Source organism: Micromonospora citrea, assembly GCF_049629545.1.
Lineage (GTDB): Bacteria > Actinomycetota > Actinomycetes > Mycobacteriales > Micromonosporaceae > Micromonospora > Micromonospora citrea_A.
Window position 1 is genome coordinate 95,442 of record NZ_JBNADX010000002.1, and the last position, 18,209, is coordinate 113,650.

Annotated in this window: 19 protein-coding genes; 7 read left to right on the forward strand and 12 right to left on the reverse strand. The window is 74.0% G+C overall.

What is annotated here, in order from left to right; translation table 11 throughout:
- The first annotated feature begins 7 nt into the window (after positions 1–7).
- Both ACPFP2_RS03060 and ACPFP2_RS03065 read left to right on the forward strand, forming a co-directional pair.
- A complete protein-coding gene (locus tag ACPFP2_RS03060; RefSeq protein WP_424085860.1) occupies positions 8–1,507 on the forward strand; it encodes a hypothetical protein in 1,500 nt (499 codons plus the stop codon).
- A 33-nt stretch (positions 1,508–1,540) separates the two neighbouring features.
- Positions 1,541–2,404, forward strand: coding sequence for a 3-methyladenine DNA glycosylase (locus tag ACPFP2_RS03065; RefSeq protein ID WP_424085862.1), 864 nt, complete (start codon positions 1,541–1,543; stop codon positions 2,402–2,404).
- Between the two features lie 128 nt (positions 2,405–2,532).
- Here ACPFP2_RS03065 and ACPFP2_RS03070 read toward each other — a convergent pair whose 3' ends face one another.
- From ACPFP2_RS03070 to ACPFP2_RS03110, 9 genes are all read right to left on the reverse strand, one after another.
- Complete coding sequence (locus ACPFP2_RS03070) at positions 2,533–3,651, reverse strand: cellulose binding domain-containing protein (RefSeq protein ID WP_424085864.1); 1,119 nt, start codon at positions 3,649–3,651, stop codon at positions 2,533–2,535.
- Between the two features lie 147 nt (positions 3,652–3,798).
- On the reverse strand, positions 3,799–4,188 hold the full coding sequence (locus ACPFP2_RS03075; RefSeq protein ID WP_424085865.1) for a DUF4180 domain-containing protein: 390 nt from the start codon (positions 4,186–4,188) through the stop codon (positions 3,799–3,801).
- A 46-nt stretch (positions 4,189–4,234) separates the two neighbouring features.
- On the reverse strand, positions 4,235–4,660 hold the full coding sequence (gene arfB, locus ACPFP2_RS03080) for an alternative ribosome rescue aminoacyl-tRNA hydrolase ArfB (RefSeq protein WP_424085867.1): 426 nt from the start codon (positions 4,658–4,660) through the stop codon (positions 4,235–4,237).
- Positions 4,661–4,669: 9 nt separating this feature from the next.
- Positions 4,670–4,975 (reverse strand): hypothetical protein, encoded by a 306-nt coding sequence (locus ACPFP2_RS03085; RefSeq protein WP_424085869.1) that lies wholly within the window; start codon positions 4,973–4,975, stop codon positions 4,670–4,672.
- Between the two features lie 106 nt (positions 4,976–5,081).
- Positions 5,082–5,942 (reverse strand): S1C family serine protease, encoded by an 861-nt coding sequence (locus ACPFP2_RS03090; RefSeq protein WP_424085871.1) that lies wholly within the window; start codon positions 5,940–5,942, stop codon positions 5,082–5,084.
- Between the two features lie 32 nt (positions 5,943–5,974).
- On the reverse strand, positions 5,975–6,934 hold the full coding sequence (locus ACPFP2_RS03095) for a VWA domain-containing protein (RefSeq protein ID WP_424085873.1): 960 nt from the start codon (positions 6,932–6,934) through the stop codon (positions 5,975–5,977).
- Positions 6,931–7,935 carry a DUF58 domain-containing protein gene (locus ACPFP2_RS03100; RefSeq protein ID WP_424085875.1) on the reverse strand — a complete coding sequence of 335 codons (1,005 nt, stop codon included), beginning with the start codon at positions 7,933–7,935 and terminating at the stop codon, positions 6,931–6,933. The genes ACPFP2_RS03095 and ACPFP2_RS03100 overlap by 4 nt, the downstream gene beginning before the upstream one ends.
- Positions 7,932–8,981, reverse strand: coding sequence for an AAA family ATPase (locus ACPFP2_RS03105; protein ID WP_424085877.1), 1,050 nt, complete (start codon positions 8,979–8,981; stop codon positions 7,932–7,934). Before ACPFP2_RS03105 ends, ACPFP2_RS03100 begins: the two co-directional genes overlap by 4 nt.
- Before the next feature lie 171 nt (positions 8,982–9,152).
- The gene (locus tag ACPFP2_RS03110; protein ID WP_424085879.1) at positions 9,153–9,710 is read right to left on the reverse strand and encodes a hypothetical protein; all 558 of its coding nucleotides are present in this window, start codon (positions 9,708–9,710) and stop codon (positions 9,153–9,155) included.
- Between the two features lie 351 nt (positions 9,711–10,061).
- Between ACPFP2_RS03110 and ACPFP2_RS03115 the strand changes: the two genes are divergently transcribed.
- Positions 10,062–11,045 (forward strand): endonuclease/exonuclease/phosphatase family protein, encoded by a 984-nt coding sequence (locus tag ACPFP2_RS03115; RefSeq protein ID WP_424085881.1) that lies wholly within the window; start codon positions 10,062–10,064, stop codon positions 11,043–11,045.
- Between the two features lie 189 nt (positions 11,046–11,234).
- On the opposite strand, the gene cimA is transcribed toward ACPFP2_RS03115, so the two are convergent.
- Entirely contained in the window at positions 11,235–12,818 is a 1,584-nt protein-coding gene (gene cimA, locus ACPFP2_RS03120; RefSeq protein WP_424085882.1) for a citramalate synthase, read from the reverse strand.
- A 351-nt stretch (positions 12,819–13,169) separates the two neighbouring features.
- Between cimA and ACPFP2_RS03125 the strand changes: the two genes are divergently transcribed.
- The 4 genes from ACPFP2_RS03125 to ACPFP2_RS03140 all read left to right on the forward strand — a co-directional run bounded on the left by ACPFP2_RS03125 (position 13,170) and on the right by ACPFP2_RS03140 (position 15,673).
- A complete protein-coding gene (locus ACPFP2_RS03125; RefSeq protein ID WP_088977824.1) occupies positions 13,170–13,730 on the forward strand; it encodes a peroxiredoxin in 561 nt (186 codons plus the stop codon).
- A gap of 1 nt (position 13,731) precedes the next feature.
- Complete coding sequence (locus ACPFP2_RS03130) at positions 13,732–14,262, forward strand: carboxymuconolactone decarboxylase family protein (RefSeq protein ID WP_424085884.1); 531 nt, start codon at positions 13,732–13,734, stop codon at positions 14,260–14,262.
- A 159-nt stretch (positions 14,263–14,421) separates the two neighbouring features.
- Complete coding sequence (locus ACPFP2_RS03135) at positions 14,422–14,880, forward strand: PRC-barrel domain-containing protein (protein WP_424085886.1); 459 nt, start codon at positions 14,422–14,424, stop codon at positions 14,878–14,880.
- 97 nt (positions 14,881–14,977) lie between these two features.
- Positions 14,978–15,673 (forward strand): tyrosine-protein phosphatase, encoded by a 696-nt coding sequence (locus ACPFP2_RS03140; RefSeq protein ID WP_424086321.1) that lies wholly within the window; start codon positions 14,978–14,980, stop codon positions 15,671–15,673.
- A 71-nt stretch (positions 15,674–15,744) separates the two neighbouring features.
- Here the strand turns inward: ACPFP2_RS03140 and ACPFP2_RS03145 are convergent, their stop codons facing one another.
- Both ACPFP2_RS03145 and ACPFP2_RS03150 read right to left on the reverse strand, forming a co-directional pair.
- Positions 15,745–16,842, reverse strand: coding sequence for a branched-chain amino acid aminotransferase (locus ACPFP2_RS03145; RefSeq protein ID WP_424085888.1), 1,098 nt, complete (start codon positions 16,840–16,842; stop codon positions 15,745–15,747).
- Between the two features lie 237 nt (positions 16,843–17,079).
- Positions 17,080–18,111, reverse strand: a complete 1,032-nt coding sequence (locus ACPFP2_RS03150; RefSeq protein ID WP_424085890.1) for a 3-isopropylmalate dehydrogenase — start codon at positions 18,109–18,111, stop codon at positions 17,080–17,082.
- Positions 18,112–18,209: the final 98 nt, after the last annotated feature.

An 18,209-nucleotide genomic window follows, 5' to 3' on the forward strand; every position in this document is an offset into this window, starting at 1 on the left:
CGTTCGTATGCCTGCATCGAGACGACACCACAGGGCCCTCGCCGTGTTCGTGCACGGCCTGGGCATCCTCGCCGCCGTGCCGGCCCTGCCCGCGGCGACGTCCCCGAGAGCCGAGGCCGCACCGGCGGTGGTCGCCCCGGCGCCATCGCGGGCCGCGGCCACCAGCCCGGCGCCGCCGACGACGGCCGCAGCCACCAGGCCGGCGCCGTCGGCGGCGACGAGCCCGGTACCCGGCCCGACCGGGGCGCTCGCCCCGGTGGCGGCACCAGGGGCGCGCGAGACGCCGGGAGTCGCGGCGACCGGGGCGGTGATCCCGGTGACGCCGGCCGTGCCGGCCCCGGGGATGGGCGCCACGACCGCGCCGGGCGCGCCCCGGCCGGCCCCGCCGGTCACCGTGTCGGTGACGGCGGCCGGGACGCCCGCGCCGGGCTACCGGATCCGCGTGCACAACGACGCCACCACCCCGATCGAGACCACGGTGCGGCAGGAGCTGCCGGCCGGTTCGTCGACGACGGCGGTGAGCGCCGGCGGCCGGGCCACCCGCGTCCCGGGGCCGAACAGCACCGGGGAGGTGACCTGGCGGCTGCGCCTGCCGGCCCGGAGTACCACGACACTGGACACCGCGCTCGCGGTCACCGCGCCGGGCCGGGCGCTCACCGCGCCCGCCTGCGCCTTCACCGGCGACGGCAACCGGCCGTACGACTGCGCCACCGCCACCTGGCAGAGCGCGGCGGTGCCCGCCGCTGAGGTGGAGGAGGCGGCCCCGGCCTGGCGACAGCCGCCGATCCTGGCCGCGACGCTGGTCGTGCTGCTGGTGCTGAGCGCTGCCGGCGCCTGGATGTGGCGGCGCGCCCGCCGGCGGCCGGCCGAGCCGACCGGCGCGGCGTCGACGGCTGCGGGCGTCCCGCCGTACGCCGGTGGCCCCGCCGCTCCCGGCGGCACCGTCTACCCGCGACCGGCCGCCCCCGGCGCGCCGGGGCGACGCCGCAGACCACCGGTCTGGGCGATCGTCGGGATGGCCGTGGTGGTGCTCGCCGTGGTGGTCTCGACGGCGGTGTTCACCGCCACCCGGCGGGTGTCCGCGATCGACACGGCCAAGCAGCCGACCAGCGGCGCCTGGGTGGGTCGCAGCGCCACCGGCGCCGTCGGGGTGCCGCTGCGGGAACAGTCGTTCGAGTTCACCGTCTACCGGGTGGACTGCGCCAACGCCTCCGGGTCGGCGCGGCGGTGCCAGGCCACCGTCGGGGTGCGCAACGTCACGCCGGAGCAGCAGACCTGGCACGGCGAGCTGCAACGGGCCTACCTGCGGGGCGGCAACTGGGTCACCACCGACGCGGACGCCACCCGGATGGCCAACCTGGGCCGCGACGTCTTCGCCCAACCGGTCGCCGCGAACAGCCGGGTGGTGCTGCCGTTGGTCTTCACCATGAACGGGACGCAGAAGCCGGAACAGCTCGAACTACGCAGCGGGGTCTTCTCCGCCGGGGTCCGGGTGGACGTGCCCTGACCGGCGGACGGGCGGCGGTCGTACCCTGAACGGGTGACCGCCGCCCTCGCCCCCGCCGCCCTCGACGCGGCCGACTGGCAGGCCCGGCGCGCCGCGCACGAGCAGCGGGTGGACGCCTGGCTGACGCCGCACCTGGCCCGCCGCCAGGCGGGTGGGAAGCACCCGGTGGAGGACTTCCTCTTCACCTACTACTCGCACCGCCCGGCCCAGCTGCGCCGCTGGCACCCCGGCGCGGGGGTGGTGCTGCGCGACGCGGACCCGGCCGAGTTCGGCCCGGACTACCGCGCCGACGCCGCCGGGGTCACCCTCGACACCGATCGGGTACGCGCGCGCCGGGCCGGGTCCGTCGCCTGGATCCGTGACCTGCTCGCCGCCACCGCCGGCCGGCCGGCGCACCTGGGCTGCTTCGGGATGCACGAGTGGGCGATGGTCTACCGGCAGACCCAGGAGGAGGTACGCCACAACGCCTGGCCGCTGCGCCTGACGCCGGAGCGGACGGCGGCGGTGGTCGAGGAGCGCGGCGTTCGGTGCAGCCACTTCGACGCGTACCGGTTCTTCACCCCGCCGGCCCGGCCGTTGAACCTGCTCACGCCGACCAGGGAGAGCCAGCACGCGCTGGAGCAGCCGGGCTGCCTGCACGCCAACATGGACCTCTACAAGTGGTCCTACAAGCTCTCCCCGCTGGTGCCCAGCGAGCTGGTGGCGGACTGCTTCGCCCTGGCCCGGGAGATCCGCGCGCTGGACATGCGGGCCAGCCCGTACGACCTGGCCGCCCTCGGGTACGCCCCGGTGCGGGTGGAGACCCCGGAGGGCCGCGCCGAGTACGCCGCCGCCCAGCGGGACTTCGCCGAACGGGCGGCCGTGCTGCGCGGGCGGCTGCTGGCGGCGCTGGGCTGACCGCCCCGCTCGTCGACAGGGCGTCGGGCCGAGAGGCGCCGGGTCGAGGGGCGCCGGGTCGTACCGTCGGTGGCGGACGATGCCGACGGCCCGCGCCCCACGGGACACGGGCCGTCGGGCACCGCGACTCAGCCGGCGGTGCAGCTCACCGTCGGCACGGTGGGCGTGCCGGTCGTGCTGCCGAGGAACCCGAAGGTGGCCTCGGCGCCGGCGGCCAGGACGCCGTTCCAGCTCACGTTGCGCGCGGAGACGGCCGTGCCGCTCTGGGTCAGCTCGGCGTTCCACGCCTGGGTGATCCGCTGGCCGTCGGGCAGGGTGAAGCCGACCCGCCAGCCGGTGGTCCGGGCGGTGCCGGTGCTGCGCACGGTCACCTCGCCCTGCCAGCCGCCCTGCCACTGGTTGGTGATCCGGTAGGTGGCGGCGCAGGCCACCGGGGAGGACGGGGTCGACGTGGGCGTCGCGGTGGGGCTGACCGTGGGGCTGGGCGAGACGGTCGGGCTGACCGTCGGGCTCGGGATGGTGCCGGAGAGGGCGGCCACCACGGCCGGGTACCAGCGGTCGGACATCTTCTGGTCGCCGGCCGCGTTGGGGTGCACCCCGTCGTAGGTGTCGGTGGCGGTGCTGAACCCGGTCCACTGGTCGACCACGACGACCGGTGACTGCGCGGTGGTCTTCCCCGCCGCCCAGCCGTCGATGGCGCTGTTGAGCGCCACGGCCCGCTGGCCGCACTCGGCGCAGGAGGCCGGCGCCATCGGGATGATCTTCGCGACGATCACCCGCATCGCCGGGTTGCTGGCCCGCATCTGGTCGACCAGCCTGCTGTACGCGGCCAGGATGGTGGCCGGCGGGATGTTGCTCCACACGTCGTTGGTGCCGAAGTGCATCAGCACGATGTCGGGCCGGGTGGCGGAGAGCCAGCCGGGCAGCAGGTTCTGGTTGGCGACGTTGGTCACCAGGTACCCGCCGTGGCCCTCGTTGTCCCCGTCGTGCGGCTGGCCGCAGCCCTGCGGGCCGAGGGTGCCGACGAAGTCGATGTCGGTGTGGCCGGTGGACTGGAGCCGGTTCCAGAGTATCGACCGCCAGCAGCCCGGTGACCCGGTGATCGAGTCGCCGAGCGGCATGACGCGTACCGGCGCGGCGGCAGCGGCCGGGCGGGCGGGCGCGGCGGCGACCAGCCCGGAGAGCAGGACGAGCGGGACGGCCGCGAGCGCGGCGAGCAGGGCGGAGACGAACGGCCTTCGGGGCATGGTGAGGGGTACTCCTGTCACGTGACGGTGTGTGCGGTCGGTGACGGCCCTTGCTCCCACGGCCATTCCAGCATCGAACATCATCGAACTCAACGCCCTGCCGCCCAGGGGCCCGTCGCGCGGGCGGGGCGGCGCGCTCCGGCCGGCTCAGCCGATGGCGGGCCCACCCTGCCGGCGCAGCTTCTCCTCCAGCTCGGACATGGTGTCGACGAACCAGAGCTGGTGGCCCTCGTTGGCCTCGGTGACGAAGTCGCGCAGCGCGGCGCTGCGTGCCACGTGCACGGAGATGTCCCCGACCACGACCAGCGGCAGCCGGTGGTTGACGAACTTCTGCACCAGTTCCCCCGCCACCCCGGTACGCAGGGTGAAGAACTCGACGGCCAGCCGCCGTACCGGGACCACCACCAGTTGCGCGCCGTAGCCGGCCGCCTCGCCGATCACCCGCAGCGCGTCCGCGCCCTCGCAGAGCTTCGGCCCGTCGGCGGCGCAGGCCAGCACCGTGCGGCCGCGCAGGGTGACGAGGGTGTCGCCGGACATGTCCGCAGCGTAGGCACGCGCCGCGCGCGTACGTCGGCTTTCCCGGTCAGTCCCCGTCGACCCGCCGGTCCCGCTTGCGCTGCGACTGGCGCTTCTTCTCGGCCAGCCGGCGTTCCTTGGCCCCGCGCGAGGGACGGGTGGGCCGCCGGGGCGGGGGCGGCGGTGCGACGGCCTCGCGCAGCAGCGCGGCCAGCCGCTCCCGGGCCGCCTCCCGGTTGGCGAGCTGCGCCCGGTGTTCGCTGGCGGCGATGGTCAGCACCCCGTCGACCAGCCGGCCGGCCAGCCGTTCCAGTGCCCGCGTCCGCAGCGCCGGGGGCAGGCTGGGCGAGGTGGCCAGGTCGAAGCTCAGCTCCACCCGGGAGTCGGTGGTGTTGACCCCCTGCCCGCCCGGGCCGGACGAGCGGGAGAACCGCTCCCGCAGCTCGGCGGCGGGCACGATCCACCGGTCGGTCACCCGCAGTCCGTCATCCACGCCCCGAGGCTAGCGCTCCTTCACGCCGGCCTCGGTGGAAGCGGTCGGTGACGGGCTGGGGGCCGGCTCGGCGCGTTCGTGGTCGGGCCCCACGGCGGCGTACGCGACCGCGCCGACGAGCAGCAGCGCGATCACGCCGACCTTGGTGGTGACCGCCCGGACCAGCAGCCACGCGGTCCGCCGGGCGCCCGGCACGGCGTTCTTGGCGGCCTTGTAGTCGTTCCAGCCGCGTCTGGCCCGGGCGTACTGCGCGCCCACGCCCCATCCGAGGAAGAGTCCCACCGCGAGCAGGACCGCAACGAGAGGAAGCTCCACCCACGCCAGTATCCACACTCAGCGTAATATTTCTATGGCCCGATGGTCCCACGCCGGGTATCCGACAGTTCTACCGTTACGCCCGTCCGGTCCTGGCACGTCCGACTCAGCCGCCTTTGCCGATGATCGTGTCGGCGGTCTGCTGGACCTGGTCGATCGGAATGGCGAACCCGATCCCGATCGAGCCGTTGCCGTCGATGGTGGCGATCGCGGTGTTCACCCCCACCACCTCGCCCCGGGCGTTGACCAGCGGGCCCCCGGAGTTGCCCGGGTTGATGGAGGCGTCGGTCTGCACCGCGCTGCGCCGGTTGGTGCCCAGCCGCACCTGACGGTCCAGCGCGCTGACGATGCCCGCGGTGACCGTGCCGGCCAGCCCGAGCGGCGAACCGACCGCCAGCACCGGCTCCCCCACCCGGGTCGAGCGCGGCTTGGCCAGCGGCAGAGGCGCCAGGCCGGCCTCCGTCGGCACCTTCAGCACCGCCAGGTCGCTGCCCGGTTCCCGGCCGACCACCTCGGCGGCGTAGCGGCGGCCGTCGGGCAGTTCCACGGTCACCTCGCCGCCACCGCCCTTGGCCAGGATGTGGTCGTTGGTGATGATGTGCTGCTGGTTGTCGATGGCGAAGCCGGAACCGGTGGCGCCGGCCCTGGTGCCACCGCCGACCATCACCGACACCACGCCCGGCACGGTCTTCTGGGCGGCGGTCACCAGCTCCGCGGGCACCGGCGCGGCGGACGCCGCCGTCGGCCCCGGACCGTCCTGGCCGGCCACCCACCCGCCGGCCGCCGCGCCGGAGACGGTGGAGAGGGCCACCACCGCCGCCGCGGTCAGCAGCCGGCCGCGCCAGCGCCGCCGGGACGGGTCCTCCCCCGACCCCGGCACGTCCCACCGGGGCCGCCCGTCCGGGCCCAGCTCGGGCGAGACGAACCACGGTCCCCGGGGCTCGCCCAGACCGGTCTGCACTGCCATACGCGTGCTCCTCACTCGTCGCTCGTCGGGGCTCAGGGCAGCCGGGAGAACCAGCGCATCGACCCGGCCGCGGCGCCCATCGCGAACACCAGCCCGAGGCCGATGAACCGGGCGGAGATGTCCTGGCGTTCCTTGCGCCAACCGACCGAGGAGCCGATGTCCTCGTACACCGCCCGCAGTTCCTGGCTGCTGCCCGCCTCGTGGAACCGGCCCCCGGTGTCCTCGGCGACCGCCTTGAGGGTCTGCCCGTCCACCGGCACCTGGATCGGCCGGCCGCCCCGGTCGACGAAGCCGCCCGGGGTGCCGAACGAGATGGTGTGCACCGGCACCTTCGCCGTCACGGCGGCCGAGGCCGCCTCCATCGGGTCCATGCCGGAGGTGTTCGCCCCGTCGGAGAGCAGGATGATCCGGGCCGGCGGCGGTTGCTTGGCGGCGTTGGCGTCGAGGCTCTTCACCGCGCCGAGCGAGGCGCTGATCGCCTCGCCGATCGCGGTGCCCTGCACGCCGGTGATTCCCTCGGCGAGCCGGTCGATCCCCTCGTCCAGCGCCTCCCGGTCGGTGCTCGGCGGCACCAGCACCGCGGCGCTGCCGGCGAAGGCGACCAGACCGACGTTGAACTCGTCGGGCAGCCCCTCGACGAAGCGGCGGGCCGCCTCCTTGGCCGCCGCCAGCCGGTCCGGCTCGACGTCGGTGGCGAGCATCGAGGTGGAGACGTCGACGGCGACCATGACGGTGGCGCGTTCCCGGGGCACCCGCACCTCGGCCTCGGGCCGGGCGAAGCCCACCACCAGCAGCGCCAGCATGGCCAGGAAGAGGCCGGCCGGCACGTGCCGCCGCCAGGCGGGGCGGGCCGGCGCGACCCGGTCGAGCAGCCGCAGGTTGGTGAAGCGGACCGCGTACCGGCTCTGCCGGCGCTGGGCGAGCAGGTAGCCGACGGCCAGCGCGAGCACCCCGAACAGCAGCAGCAGACGGGCGGGTGACTGCCAGCTCACGCCACACCTCCCCGGGCCGCCGCGGGCGCCGCCGCGAGGCGACGCTGGGCGTGCACGTGGCGCACGATGTCGGCGGTCCAGTCCCGGTCGGTCCGCAGCGGCAGGTGGGCCGCCCCGCACCGGCGCAGCGCCCGGCCCACCTGGTCGCGCTGGGCGGCGGCGGCGCAGGCGTAGCGGCGGCGCAGGACCGCATCGCCGGTCCAGACCTCGCGCCGCCGGCCGGTCTCCGGGTCGACCAGGGTGATCAGGCCGACGTCCGGCAGCTCCAGCTCGCGGGGGTCGGTGACCTCGACCGCGAGCACCTGGTGGCGGGCCGCGAGCCGGCGCAGCGCCGGCTCCCAGGGGGCCGGGTCGTCGGGATGCTCGGGCAGCCCGTCGAGGAAGTCGGAGACCACCACGACCAGGCCGCGCCGGGTGGCGAACCGCTGCGTCGCGGCGAGCGCCGCGCCCAGGTCGGGTGGCTCCGGCGGGCGGCCGGCGGCGTCGTGCCCGCCGGAGCGCGGAGCCGCCAGCAGCGTCCGCAGCAGGCTCAGCAGGTGGGTACGCCCACCGCGCGCCGGGAAGCGGCGCAGCCCGGACGGGTGGAGCACCTGGGCGCCGAGCCGGTTGCCCGCCCCGGCGGTGAGGAAGCCGACCGCGGCGACGGCGGCCACCGACAGCTCCCGCTTGTCCAGCTCCGCGGTGCCGAACTCCATGCTGGGGCTGGCGTCCACCAGCAGCCAGGTGGTGAGTTCCCGGTCGGCGTCGACCTCGCGTACGTGCGGCACACCGGTGCGGGCGGTCACCGCCCAGTCCATCCGGCGTACCTCGTCCTCACCGGGCCGGTACTCCCGGCTGCCGGCGATCTCGCTGCCGGGCCCGGGCAGCAGTCCGCGATGCTGCCCCTGGAGCAGGCCGTCCAGGCGTCGGGTCACGGTCAGCTCGAGCCGACGCAGCCGCTGGTCGGGGGCGAGGTCGGCCAGTCCCGGGTCGGCCTGGGGCCGGGCGGCGGCCCGTCTCATGCCGCCGCCAGGTCGGGTGCGTGCTCGGGCTGCCCGGTGGCCAGCACGGGCGGCGGAACGGCCTGGACGAGCCGGTGCACCAGCGCCTCCGCGGAGATCCCGTCCGCGACCGCGTCGAAGGAGAGCACCAGCCGGTGGGCGAGGACGTCCACGGCGAGGTCCCGGACGTCCTCGGGGAGCACGTACTCGCGGCCGTGCAGCAGCGCCTGGGCGCGGGCGGCGGCGACCAGGCCGAGGGTGGCCCGGGGGCTCGCCCCGTACGCCAGCATCGGCGCGATCTCGGGCAGCCCGAAGCGGCCCGGGTCCCGGGTGGCGAGGATGAGCCGGACGACGTACTCGGCGATGGCGTGGTGGACGAAGACGCGGGCGGCGCGCTGTTGCAGGTCGCGTAGGCGTACCGGGTCGAGCACCTGCCGGGCCCGGGGTTTCTCGACGCTCATCCGGTAGAGGATGGCCAGTTCGTCGGCGTCGTCCGGGTAGTCCACGACGATCTTCATGAGGAAGCGGTCCCGCTGCGCCTCGGGTAGTTGGTAGACCCCCTCGGACTCGATCGGGTTCTGGGTGGCGAGCACCAGGAAGGGCTCCGGCACCGGCCAGCTGCGACCACCGATGGAGACCTGCCGCTCGGCCATCGCCTCCAGCAGCGCGGACTGCACCTTGGCCGGGGCCCGGTTGATCTCGTCGGCCAGCACGAGGTTGGCCATGATCGGTCCCAGCTCGACGTCGAAGCTCTCCTGCGAGGCCCGGTAGATACGGGTGCCGACGATGTCGGAGGGGACCAGGTCGGGGGTGAACTGGATCCGGGAGAACGTCCCGCCGACCACCGTGGCCAGGGTCTGCGCGGCGAGCGTCTTGGCCACGCCGGGCACGCCTTCGAGCAGGCAGTGCCCGTCGGCGACCAGTGCGGTGAGCAGGCGGTCGACGAGCCGATCCTGCCCGACGATCACGCGTTTGACCTCGAAGAGGGTCTGTTCCAGCTCGATGCCCGCCGGATCGGGATCGGCCGGGCTGGGCAGGCTGGCCAGGGTGTCCGAGATGTCCGTCACGGTGCTTGCTTCCCGGGCCACCGGGGCGACAAACGTCGGATTTTCCGGGCCGGACGGCGCCTGTCGGGCCTTATCCGGGACGAGCGGCGCCACAGGCGACAGAGCGCCGGGCGCACCCACGGCGTCGGCTCCCGCCGGTGGGGCGGGAGCCGACGTGACGTGCCGTGCCGGTCAGCGGGTGTGCACCGCCAGGTGGAACGGAAGGTCGGTCGGCACTCCGGCCGAGTTGCGGGTCTGCACGAAGACCGCGTTCGTCAGGCCGTAACCGCGTGGCGCGACGCCGATCTCCCCGGGCAGCGGGATCTCCCCGGTCGGCGGGGTCGGCACCGTGACGGTGCCGATGGTCGCGACGTAACCGCCGCGGGAGACGTCGCGGTTGAAGAAGACCTCGTACTGCCCGGGGCCGTACTTGTAGGCGGCGATCGCGTCGAGCCCCCGCACCAGCAGGTTCACGCCCCCGCCCGGGCCGGACTTGACGACGGCGAAGGACACCGCGCCGGCGATCGCCTGCGTACCGATCTCCGACTCCGCCGCCAGGGCCGCCCTGGCCTCGCGCACCCGCTCCGCCGACGGCCGGGGCTGCAGGTCGGAACGGGGGGCCGGTTGCACGACCTGGGCCGCGGACCGCTCGGTCGTCGGCTGGGCGGCGGCGATCCCGCCGCCGGCCAGGGTGAGCGCCAGGACGCCGAGCGTCACCGCTGCCGCCTTGCGCCTGAAGAATGTGACCATGACAGGTCTCCCTCTGGTTGCCGTGGTGATACGGCCGACTCACATTTACGCAAGTCGGTTTGATGCTGCGGACAAGCCGGGACAAGCGAAGGTCGCACCCCTTCGCCCCGCACCGCGAAACGTTGACCAGCGACGTTTTGCACCCAGCTTGAGCAGGCATTACTACGCTCTGTTGTGGCGCCTCAACCAGGAGGAAACGTAGCACCGAAAAAAGCTGAGCGTCAATAGTTGATCAATGCCTTTCGGCACCTCGGAGACAATTTTTGGAAACGCGAGCGGGGCCGCTGGAACCATTCATGAAATGGTGTGGCGGGCCACCGCCGCGAGTGACCGACGGCTAACCTGGGCGGCATGATCGACACCGTCGCGCCACCGCGCACGCGCCGCGACCGGGCCACCCTGCTCTGCTGGCTGGCAGTGGCGCCGGGCCTCGCCTGGGCGGTGGTGCGTCTCGCCGGGCTGGAGCGCGGCCCCCTGGTGCAGGCGCTGGCCTTCACCCCGTACGTCGCGGTGGGGAGCCTGGCGCCGCTCGGGCTGGCGCTCGCCCTGCGGCGTCGCCGGCCGGCGATGGTCGCGGCCCTGGTGACGCTGGCGCTGATCGGTGTGGTGGCGCCCCGGGCGCTCGCCTCGGAGCAGCCGGCAGTGGACGGGCCGGTGCTGCGGCTGCTCACCGCCAACCTGCTCAAGGGCGGCGCGGACGCCCGCACGCTGGTCGACCTGGTCCGCCGGCACCGGGTGGACGTGCTGGCCGTGCAGGAGTTCACTCCGCAGGCGCAGGCCGAGCTGGACCGGCAGGGGCTGGCCGGGCTGCTCCCCCATCGGCAGCTCAACCCGGAGGTCGGCACCACCGGCTCGGGGCTCTACGCGCGCCACCCGCTCTCCGACGGCGGTCTCCGGCGCAACGCCGGCTTCGCGTTCACCCAGGCGTACGCGTGGGTGGCGGTCCCCGGCGCGGCGCCGCTGCGGGTCGAATCGGCGCATCCGGCCGCCCCGTACGGGGTCGAGGTGGTCGACGAATGGTTCACCGACCTGCGGGCGCAGCCGCGCGCCACCCCGGACGGGCCGCTGAGCGTCCTCGCCGGCGACTTCAACGCCACTCTCGACCACGCCCCGCTGCGTGCGCTGCTGGACAGCGGGTACGTCGACGCGGCCGACGCCGCCGGGGCGGGGCTGGTCGGCACCTGGGGGCCGTACGACGGCGACCCGATCCCGCCGGTCACCATCGACCACGTGCTGGTCGACCGGCGGATCGCCGTCCGGGCGGTCGACGTGCACCCGGTGCCGGGCAGCGACCACCGGGCGGTCCTCGCCGAACTGCGCCTCCCGGCCGCCTGAGCCGGCCACCGACGAAGCCGAGCCGGACCGCCCACCCGGGCTCGGCCGGGGCCGGTTGCGGGCTCAGCCGGGCCGCTCATCGGGCTCAGCCGGGCCGGCGACCGGGTCGAGCGGGCCGGCGACGGGGCCGCGCCCGTCCCCGGCTCGGCACGCGGCCCTGCCGGCGCAGGGCCGCGTCGCGTCCGACGGTCAGACCCGGGCGCGGTCCAGGCCGTAGGTGAGCGCGTCGACGAGGGCGTGCCAGGACGCCTCGACCACGTTGGGGTGCACCCCGACCGTGGTCCAGTCCCGGCCGGCGCCGTCGACGGTCTCCACCAGCACCCGGGTCACCGCGCCGGTGCCGTGGCTGCCCTCCAGGATCCGGACCTTGTAGTCGGCCAGTTCGAAGTCGCGCAGCTCCGGGTAGTGCCGGGCCAGCGCGACCCGCAGCGCCTCGTCAAGGGCGTTGATCGGGCCGTTGCCCTCGGCGGTGGCGATCACCCGCTCACCGCGTACCCGGATCTTCACGGTGGCCTCGGAGACCACCGCGCCGTCCTCGCGGTGCTCGACCAGCACCCGGTACGACTCGAGCGCGAACGGCCGCGCCGGCGCGGCGTCCGGCAGCTCGGAGCGGACCAGCAGCTCGAACGAGGCGTCGGCGGCCTCGAACGACCACCCGCCCGCCTCCAGCTCCTTGACCCGGCTGGTCACCTTCGACAACGCCTCCGGATGGCCGGCCAGGTCCAGGCCCAGCTCGCGGCTCTTCAGCTCGACGCTGGCCCGGCCGGCCATCTCGGTGACGAGGATCCGCATGTCGTTGCCCACCACCGACGGGTCCACGTGGTTGTAGAGCAACGGGTCGACCTTGATCGCGCTCGCGTGCAGTCCCGCCTTGTGGGCGAAGGCCGCGGCCCCGACGTACGCCTGGTGGGTGTCGGGGGCGATGTTGGCGATCTCGGCGATGGCGTGCGAGACCCGCACCATCTGTTCCAGGCAGCCCTCCGGTAGGACGGGCATGCCGAGCTTGAGTTGGAGGTTGGCGACGACCGCGAAGATGTCGGCGTTGCCGGGGCGCTCGCCGTACCCGTTGGCGGTGCCCTGGACGTGCCGGACCCCGGCCTCGACGGCGGCGATCGTGTTGGCCACCGCGCAGGCGGTGTCGTTCTGGCAGTGGATGCCGAGCAGTTCCGGCGCCACGCCGGTGCGGGCGGTGAGGTCGACGACGGCGGCCGTCACCTGCGACGGCAGCATCCCGCCGTTGGTGTCGCAGAGCACGAACCGCTCGGCCCCCGCGTCGAGCGCGGCCTGCACCACCGAGGCGGTGTACGCCGGGTCGTGCCGCCACCCGTCGAAGAAGTGCTCGCCGTCGACGAAGACCCGCCGGCCCTGCGCGACCAGGTACGCCACGGTGTCCCGGATCATGGCCAGGTTCTCCGCGCCGGTGGTGCGCAGCGCGCGCTCGACGTGCCGGATGTCCGCCTTGGCGACCAGCGCGACCGCCGGGGTCTCGGCGTCGAGCAGGCCGCGCACCTGCGGGTCGTCCTGCACGGCGACCCCGGCCCGCCGGGTGGCCCCGAAGGCGACCAGCACGGCGTGCTTCAGGTCCAGCTCGGTGCGCGCCCGGCGGAAGAACTCGGTGTCCTTCGGGACCGCGCCCGGCCACCCGCCCTCGATGAAGCCCACCCCCAGCTCGTCGAGGAGCCGGGCCACGGCCAGCTTGTCGACCACCGAGTAGCTGAGCCCCTCGCGCTGGGCGCCGTCGCGCAGCGTCGTGTCGTACACCTGGAACGTCATGGGAGTCCCTTCTTCACAGGCCGGGGGAGCAACAAAAAGACCCCCCGCGGGGTGCGGGAGGTCTGCGCGCTCGGCGGAGGGGAGACCGGCGCGCTACGTGCCAATAATCAGGACGGTGCTGCTCACGGTCGCCACTCTGCCACCCCCGACGGGTTTCTGGGAGGCATAATCCACATGTCGGGACGGTGACGGAGGGTGTTCATACCTCATTCACTGCGGCTTACCGGACAGAACCCGCCAGCGGTGATCGACTTCACAAGTCACCCGGCCGCCACCAGCAGGAAACTTCGCTGCGGAAGTATCTGGAACCGATCAAGTTACCGGCCCTCGTGCCGCAGTCAAGGAGGACCCGTGCTCACTGTCGGTGACCGCTTCCCCGAGTACGAACTCACCGCGTGCGTCTCGCTCGACGCCGACAAGGCGTTCGAGACGCTCCACCACAAGTCCCACGAGGGCAAGTGGCGCGTCGTCTTCTTCTGGCCGAAGGACTTCACCTTCATCTGTCCGACGGAGATCGCCGAGTTCGGCCGCCTCAACGGTGAGTTCGCCGACCGCGACGCCCAGGTGCTCGGCGTCTCGGTGGACAACGAGTTCGTGCACTACGCCTGGCGCAAGGACCACCCGGACCTGCGCGACCTGCCCTTCCCGATGCTCAGCGACATCAAGCGCGAGCTGAGCGCCGCCTGCGGCGTGCTCGGCGAGGACGGGGTGGCGCAGCGGGCCACCTTCATCGTCGACCCGGACAACGAGATCCAGTTCGCCATGGTCACCGCCGGCTCCGTCGGCCGGAACGTCTCCGAGGTGCTGCGGGTGCTGGACGCGCTGCAGACCGACGAGCTCTGCCCGTGCAACTGGAACAAGGGCGGCGCCACCCTCGACGCCAACGCCCTGCTCGCCGGCGCCGGCGCCTGAGATGGGTCTGGACGCGGTCAAGGCGGCTCTGCCCGAGTACGCCAAGGACATCAAGCTCAACCTCGGCTCCACCGTCGGCACCTCGACGCTCAAGCCCGAGCAGACCTGGGGCACCGCCCTGGCCTGCGCGGTCGCCGCACGCAACCCGGTGGTGCTGAAGGAGATCGCCGAGGAGGCCTCGGCCCACCTGTCGCCGGAGGCCGTCGAGGCCGCCAAGGGCGCCGCCACGATCATGGCGATGAACAACGTCTACTACCGGGCCAAGCACCTCATCGGCGACGAGCAGTACGCCTCGATGCCGGCCCGGCTGCGGATGCAGATCATCGCCAGACCGGGCGTGGACAAGGGTGACTTCGAGCTGTGGTGCCTCGCCGTCTCGGCCGTCACCGGCTGCGGCGTCTGCCTGGAGTCGCACGAGAAGGCCCTGCGCGGCGCCGGGTTCACCCGCGAGCAGGTGCACGAGGGGCTGCGCATCGCCGCCGTCGTGCACGCCGCCGCGGTGGCGCTCGACGCGCAGGCCGCCCTGGTCTGAGTCGGACACCGGCGCACGGGCCGGCACCGCGGTCGCGGTGCCGGCCCGTCGTCGTTTCCGGTCACCGAGTGTGGAGGGCGGTGCGCCCGGGTACCCCATCCGTGGACACGAAGCACTTTCTCTCCGATACGACTACGACAGTCGAGGCAGGAGTTCCCCATGGACAGGCTCGACCCGCACGCCACGTACGGCAGCACGGACCCGATGATCGACGACGGTCAGGGCAGCGTCGCCGGCGGCGCCCCCGCCGGCGCCTTCAACCCCTGGCGCTACCGCGACGAGGCCGGGGTCGCCGACACCGACCTGGTCGGCTACAAGGTGGAGGCCACCGACGGCGGCATCGGCAAGATCGACAGCGCGAGCCACGAGGTCGGCGGCAGCTACCTGGTCGTCGACACCGGCCCGTGGATCTTCGGCAAGAAGGTCATGCTGCCGGCCGGCACCGTCAACCAGGTGGACCACGACGACAAGAAGGTCTACGTGGACCGCAGCAAGGACCAGATCAAGGCCGCGCCGGAGTACGACGAGACCAGCCACAGCGACCCGGCGTACCGGGACACGCTCGGCGGCTACTACGACGAGACGTACGGCAACGTGCCCCCGGGCACCGCGCGCTGAGCGCAACGGAACTCGACGGCCGGTGGGGCGACCCGCCGGCCGTTACCGTGTCCGCGTGGACGACACACAGGTCAACCGCCGCGTTCCCTTCTCCGTCATGTTCAACTTCCGAGACGTGGGCGGCCACCCCGCCCGCGACGGCCGGACCGTGCGCCGGGGCCGGCTCTACCGCTCGGACTCCCCGCACCGTCTCGACGGCGCCGACCGGGAGGCGTTCGCCGCCCTCGGCGTCCGGACCGTCATCGACCTGCGCCGACCCTCCGAGGTGGAGCGGGACGGCCGGGTGCCCGAGTTCGACGGGCTGGCGTACCGCAACATCCACCCGGAGCACGCCGACTGGGGCGACAACCCGTACCGGCAGGGCTCCGACCTCGCCCGCTACCTGGCCGACCGGTACGCCGACCTGGCCGAGAGCGGCGCGGCCGGGCTGGGCGAGGCGGTCGGGCTGATCGCCGACCAGACCACGGCCCCGGTGCTGGTGCACTGCGTCGCCGGCAAGGACCGCACCGGCATCGTCTGCGGGCTCACCCTGGCGGTGCTCGGGGTCCCCGACACCGACATCGCCGCCGACTACGCGCTCAGCACCGAGGCCGCCGAACGGTTCCAGGCGTGGTTCAACTCCACCGGCAAGCAGGTCCGGCCCGGGCTGCCGCCGCTCACCACCCCCGCCGAGGCGATGACGCTCTTCCTCACCGAACTGCGCCACCGGCACGGCTCGGTCGAGGGCTACCTGCGCCACGCCGGCCTGACCGACGCCGAGCTGGCCGCGCTGCGCGACCACCTGCTGGAGTGACCGGCGACCGGCGGGTGCGAAACGGCGACCGCCGGCCCAGCCGCGGCAGCGGCGGGCCGGCGGTCGGGGGATCAGCAGACGCGGCGCACCCAGCCGTGCGGGTCCTCGGCCTCGCCGCGCTGGATCGCCACCAGCTGCTCGCGCAACGCCATCGTGGAGCGACCCGGCTCGCCCCCGCCGATCAGGAACTCCCCGTCGGGGAAGCGCACCCGGCCGATCGGGGTGATCACGGCGGCGGTGCCGCAGGCGAAGACCTCCCGCAGCCGGCCGCTGGCCGCGTCGGTCTGCCAGTCGGCGAAGCCGACCGGCCGCTCCTCGACCCGGTGCCCGGAGGCGGCGGCCAGGGACAGCACGGCGTCGCGGGTGATGCCCGGCAGGATCGTGCCGGTCAGCGGCGGCGTGACCAGGGTGTTGTCGTCGTAGACGAAGAAGACGTTCATGCCGCCCAGCTCGTCGACGAAGCGGCGCTCCACCGCGTCGAGGAAGACCACCTGGTCGCAGCCGGCCTCGATCGCCTCGGCCTGCGCGGCCAGCGAGGCGGCGTAGTTGCCGCCGCACTTCGCCGCGCCGGTGCCGCCCGGGGCGGCGCGCGTGTAGTCCGGGCTGACCCAGACCGTCACCGGCTTCACCCCACCGGCGAAGTACGCCCCGGCCGGCGAGGCGATGACGCAGTAGAGGTACTCGTTGGCCGGGCGGACGCCGAGGAAGACCTCGCTGGCGAACATGAACGGCCGCAGGTAGAGGCTGGCGTCCGGGCCCTCCGGGATCCACTCCCGGTCGATCTCCACGATCCGGCGCAGCGACTCGACGAACGTCTCCACCGGCAGCTCCGGCATGGCCAGCCGCTGCGCGGAGGCGGCGAACCGGGCGGCGTTGGCCTCCGGACGGAACATGGTGACCGACCCGTCCGCGGTCCGGTACGCCTTCAGCCCCTCGAAGATCTCCTGCGCGTAGTGCAGCACGGCGGCGGCCGGGTCCATCGGGATCGGCGCGCGGGCCTCGACGCGGGCGTCGTACCAGCCCTTGCCCTCGGCATAGCGGATGGTGACCATGTGGTCGGTGAAGACCCGGCCGAAGCCCGGGTTGGCCAGCAGAGCGGCCCGGTCGGCGGCGGGTACCGGGGCGGGATTCGGACGGATCTCGAAATCGAGCTTGTCACCACCGCTCATCGCGCTGACCTCCCTGAGGGTTGAACGGCGTACGGGGCCGCACACCGACATCACTGGTGCCAGAAACTTACCCCGAACGGTCGTTCAGCGGATAGCTGCGCCCGGCGCGACGAGCACACCCGATCGGGTGCGGCGCGGGGCGGCGGTGCCGACGACGGCGGGGAGGGAAGCCGCCCCGGCCCGGGGTCCGGCGGGCCCGGACGGCGGACCGGTGGGAGCGGGCGGCTCGGAGCCCGGTCAGGATACGGCGTACCCGGCGAGGCGGTCGCCGACCTCCTCGGTGCGCAGCGGTACGCCCGAGGTGCGGTTGGCCAGCTCGGTGGCGACCGCGGCGGTCACCCGGGCGGCGGCGTCGGCGTGGCCGAGCTGGTCGAGCAGGAGGGCGGCGGAGAGCACCGCGGCCACCGGGTCGGCCAGGCCCTTGCCGGCGATGTCCGGCGCCGAGCCGTGCACCGGCTCGAACATCGACGGGTACGCCCCGGAGGGGTTGATGCTGCCGCTGGCGGCCAGCCCGATGCCACCGGTGACGGCGGCGGCGATGTCGGTGAGGATGTCGCCGAAGAGGTTGTCGGTGACCACCACGTCGTACCGCTGGGGCTGGGTGACCAGGAACATCGCGGCGGCGTCGACGTGCTGGTACTCGGTGGTCACGTCGGGGTGCTCGGCGGCCACGGCCTCGAAGGCGCGCGCCCAGAGCGACCCGGCGTGGGTCAGCACGTTGGTCTTGTGCACCAGGGTGACCTTGCGCCGTTCCCGGCGGGCGGCCCGGGCGAAGGCGTCGCGGATGACCCGCTCCACCCCGTGCCGGGTGTTCAGGCTCTCCTCGGTGGCGACCTCGGCGGGGGTGTCGCGGTGCAGCGAGCCGCCGGCGCCGGCGTACAGCCCCTCGGTGCCCTCCCGGACCACCACCAGGTCGACCTCGCCCGGCTTGACGGTGGCCAGCGGGCCCGCCACGCCCGGCCAGAGCCGGGAGGGGCGCAGGTTGACGTACTGGTCGAAGGCGAAGCGGAGCTTGAGCAGCAGGCCGCGCTCCAGCACGCCCGGCGGGACGCTCGGGTCGCCGACCGCGCCGAGCAGGATGGCGTCGTGCCCGGACAGCTCGGTCAGCACCGATTCGGGCAGCACCTCGCCGGTGCGGTGGTAGCGGGCGGCGCCGAGGTCGTACTCGGTGGCCTCGATCCCGGGGAGCACGGCGTCGAGGACCTTGCGGGCCTGCCCGACCACCTCGGGTCCGATCCCGTCCCCGGCCACCACCGCGATCCGTGCCACCTGGCGCTCCTCACCTCGTCGTTCCCGTGAACGGTACGTCGCCGTCCCGTTTCCCGGTACGCGTCTTCCACGATTCGGGACATCCACATACTCAGGAG

What these genes read in the sequence shown, in the direction of transcription:
- ACPFP2_RS03070 (WP_424085864.1), bottom strand. Translation starts at nt 3,651, where the DNA reads ATGCCCCGAAGGCCGTTCGTCTCCGCCCTGCTCGCCGCGCTCGCGGCC.
- cimA (WP_424085882.1), bottom strand. Translation starts at nt 12,818, where the DNA reads ATGACGTTCCAGGTGTACGACACGACGCTGCGCGACGGCGCCCAGCGC.
- ACPFP2_RS03075 (WP_424085865.1), bottom strand. Translation starts at nt 4,188, where the DNA reads ATGTCCGGCGACACCCTCGTCACCCTGCGCGGCCGCACGGTGCTGGCC.
- ACPFP2_RS03115 (WP_424085881.1), top strand. Translation starts at nt 10,062, where the DNA reads ATGATCGACACCGTCGCGCCACCGCGCACGCGCCGCGACCGGGCCACC.
- ACPFP2_RS03060 (WP_424085860.1), top strand. Translation starts at nt 8, where the DNA reads ATGCCTGCATCGAGACGACACCACAGGGCCCTCGCCGTGTTCGTGCAC.
- ACPFP2_RS03090 (WP_424085871.1), bottom strand. Translation starts at nt 5,942, where the DNA reads ATGGCAGTGCAGACCGGTCTGGGCGAGCCCCGGGGACCGTGGTTCGTC.
- ACPFP2_RS03100 (WP_424085875.1), bottom strand. Translation starts at nt 7,935, where the DNA reads ATGAGACGGGCCGCCGCCCGGCCCCAGGCCGACCCGGGACTGGCCGAC.
- ACPFP2_RS03110 (WP_424085879.1), bottom strand. Translation starts at nt 9,710, where the DNA reads ATGGTCACATTCTTCAGGCGCAAGGCGGCAGCGGTGACGCTCGGCGTC.
- ACPFP2_RS03135 (WP_424085886.1), top strand. Translation starts at nt 14,422, where the DNA reads ATGGACAGGCTCGACCCGCACGCCACGTACGGCAGCACGGACCCGATG.
- ACPFP2_RS03145 (WP_424085888.1), bottom strand. Translation starts at nt 16,842, where the DNA reads ATGAGCGGTGGTGACAAGCTCGATTTCGAGATCCGTCCGAATCCCGCC.
- ACPFP2_RS03130 (WP_424085884.1), top strand. Translation starts at nt 13,732, where the DNA reads ATGGGTCTGGACGCGGTCAAGGCGGCTCTGCCCGAGTACGCCAAGGAC.
- ACPFP2_RS03140 (WP_424086321.1), top strand. Translation starts at nt 14,978, where the DNA reads ATGTTCAACTTCCGAGACGTGGGCGGCCACCCCGCCCGCGACGGCCGG.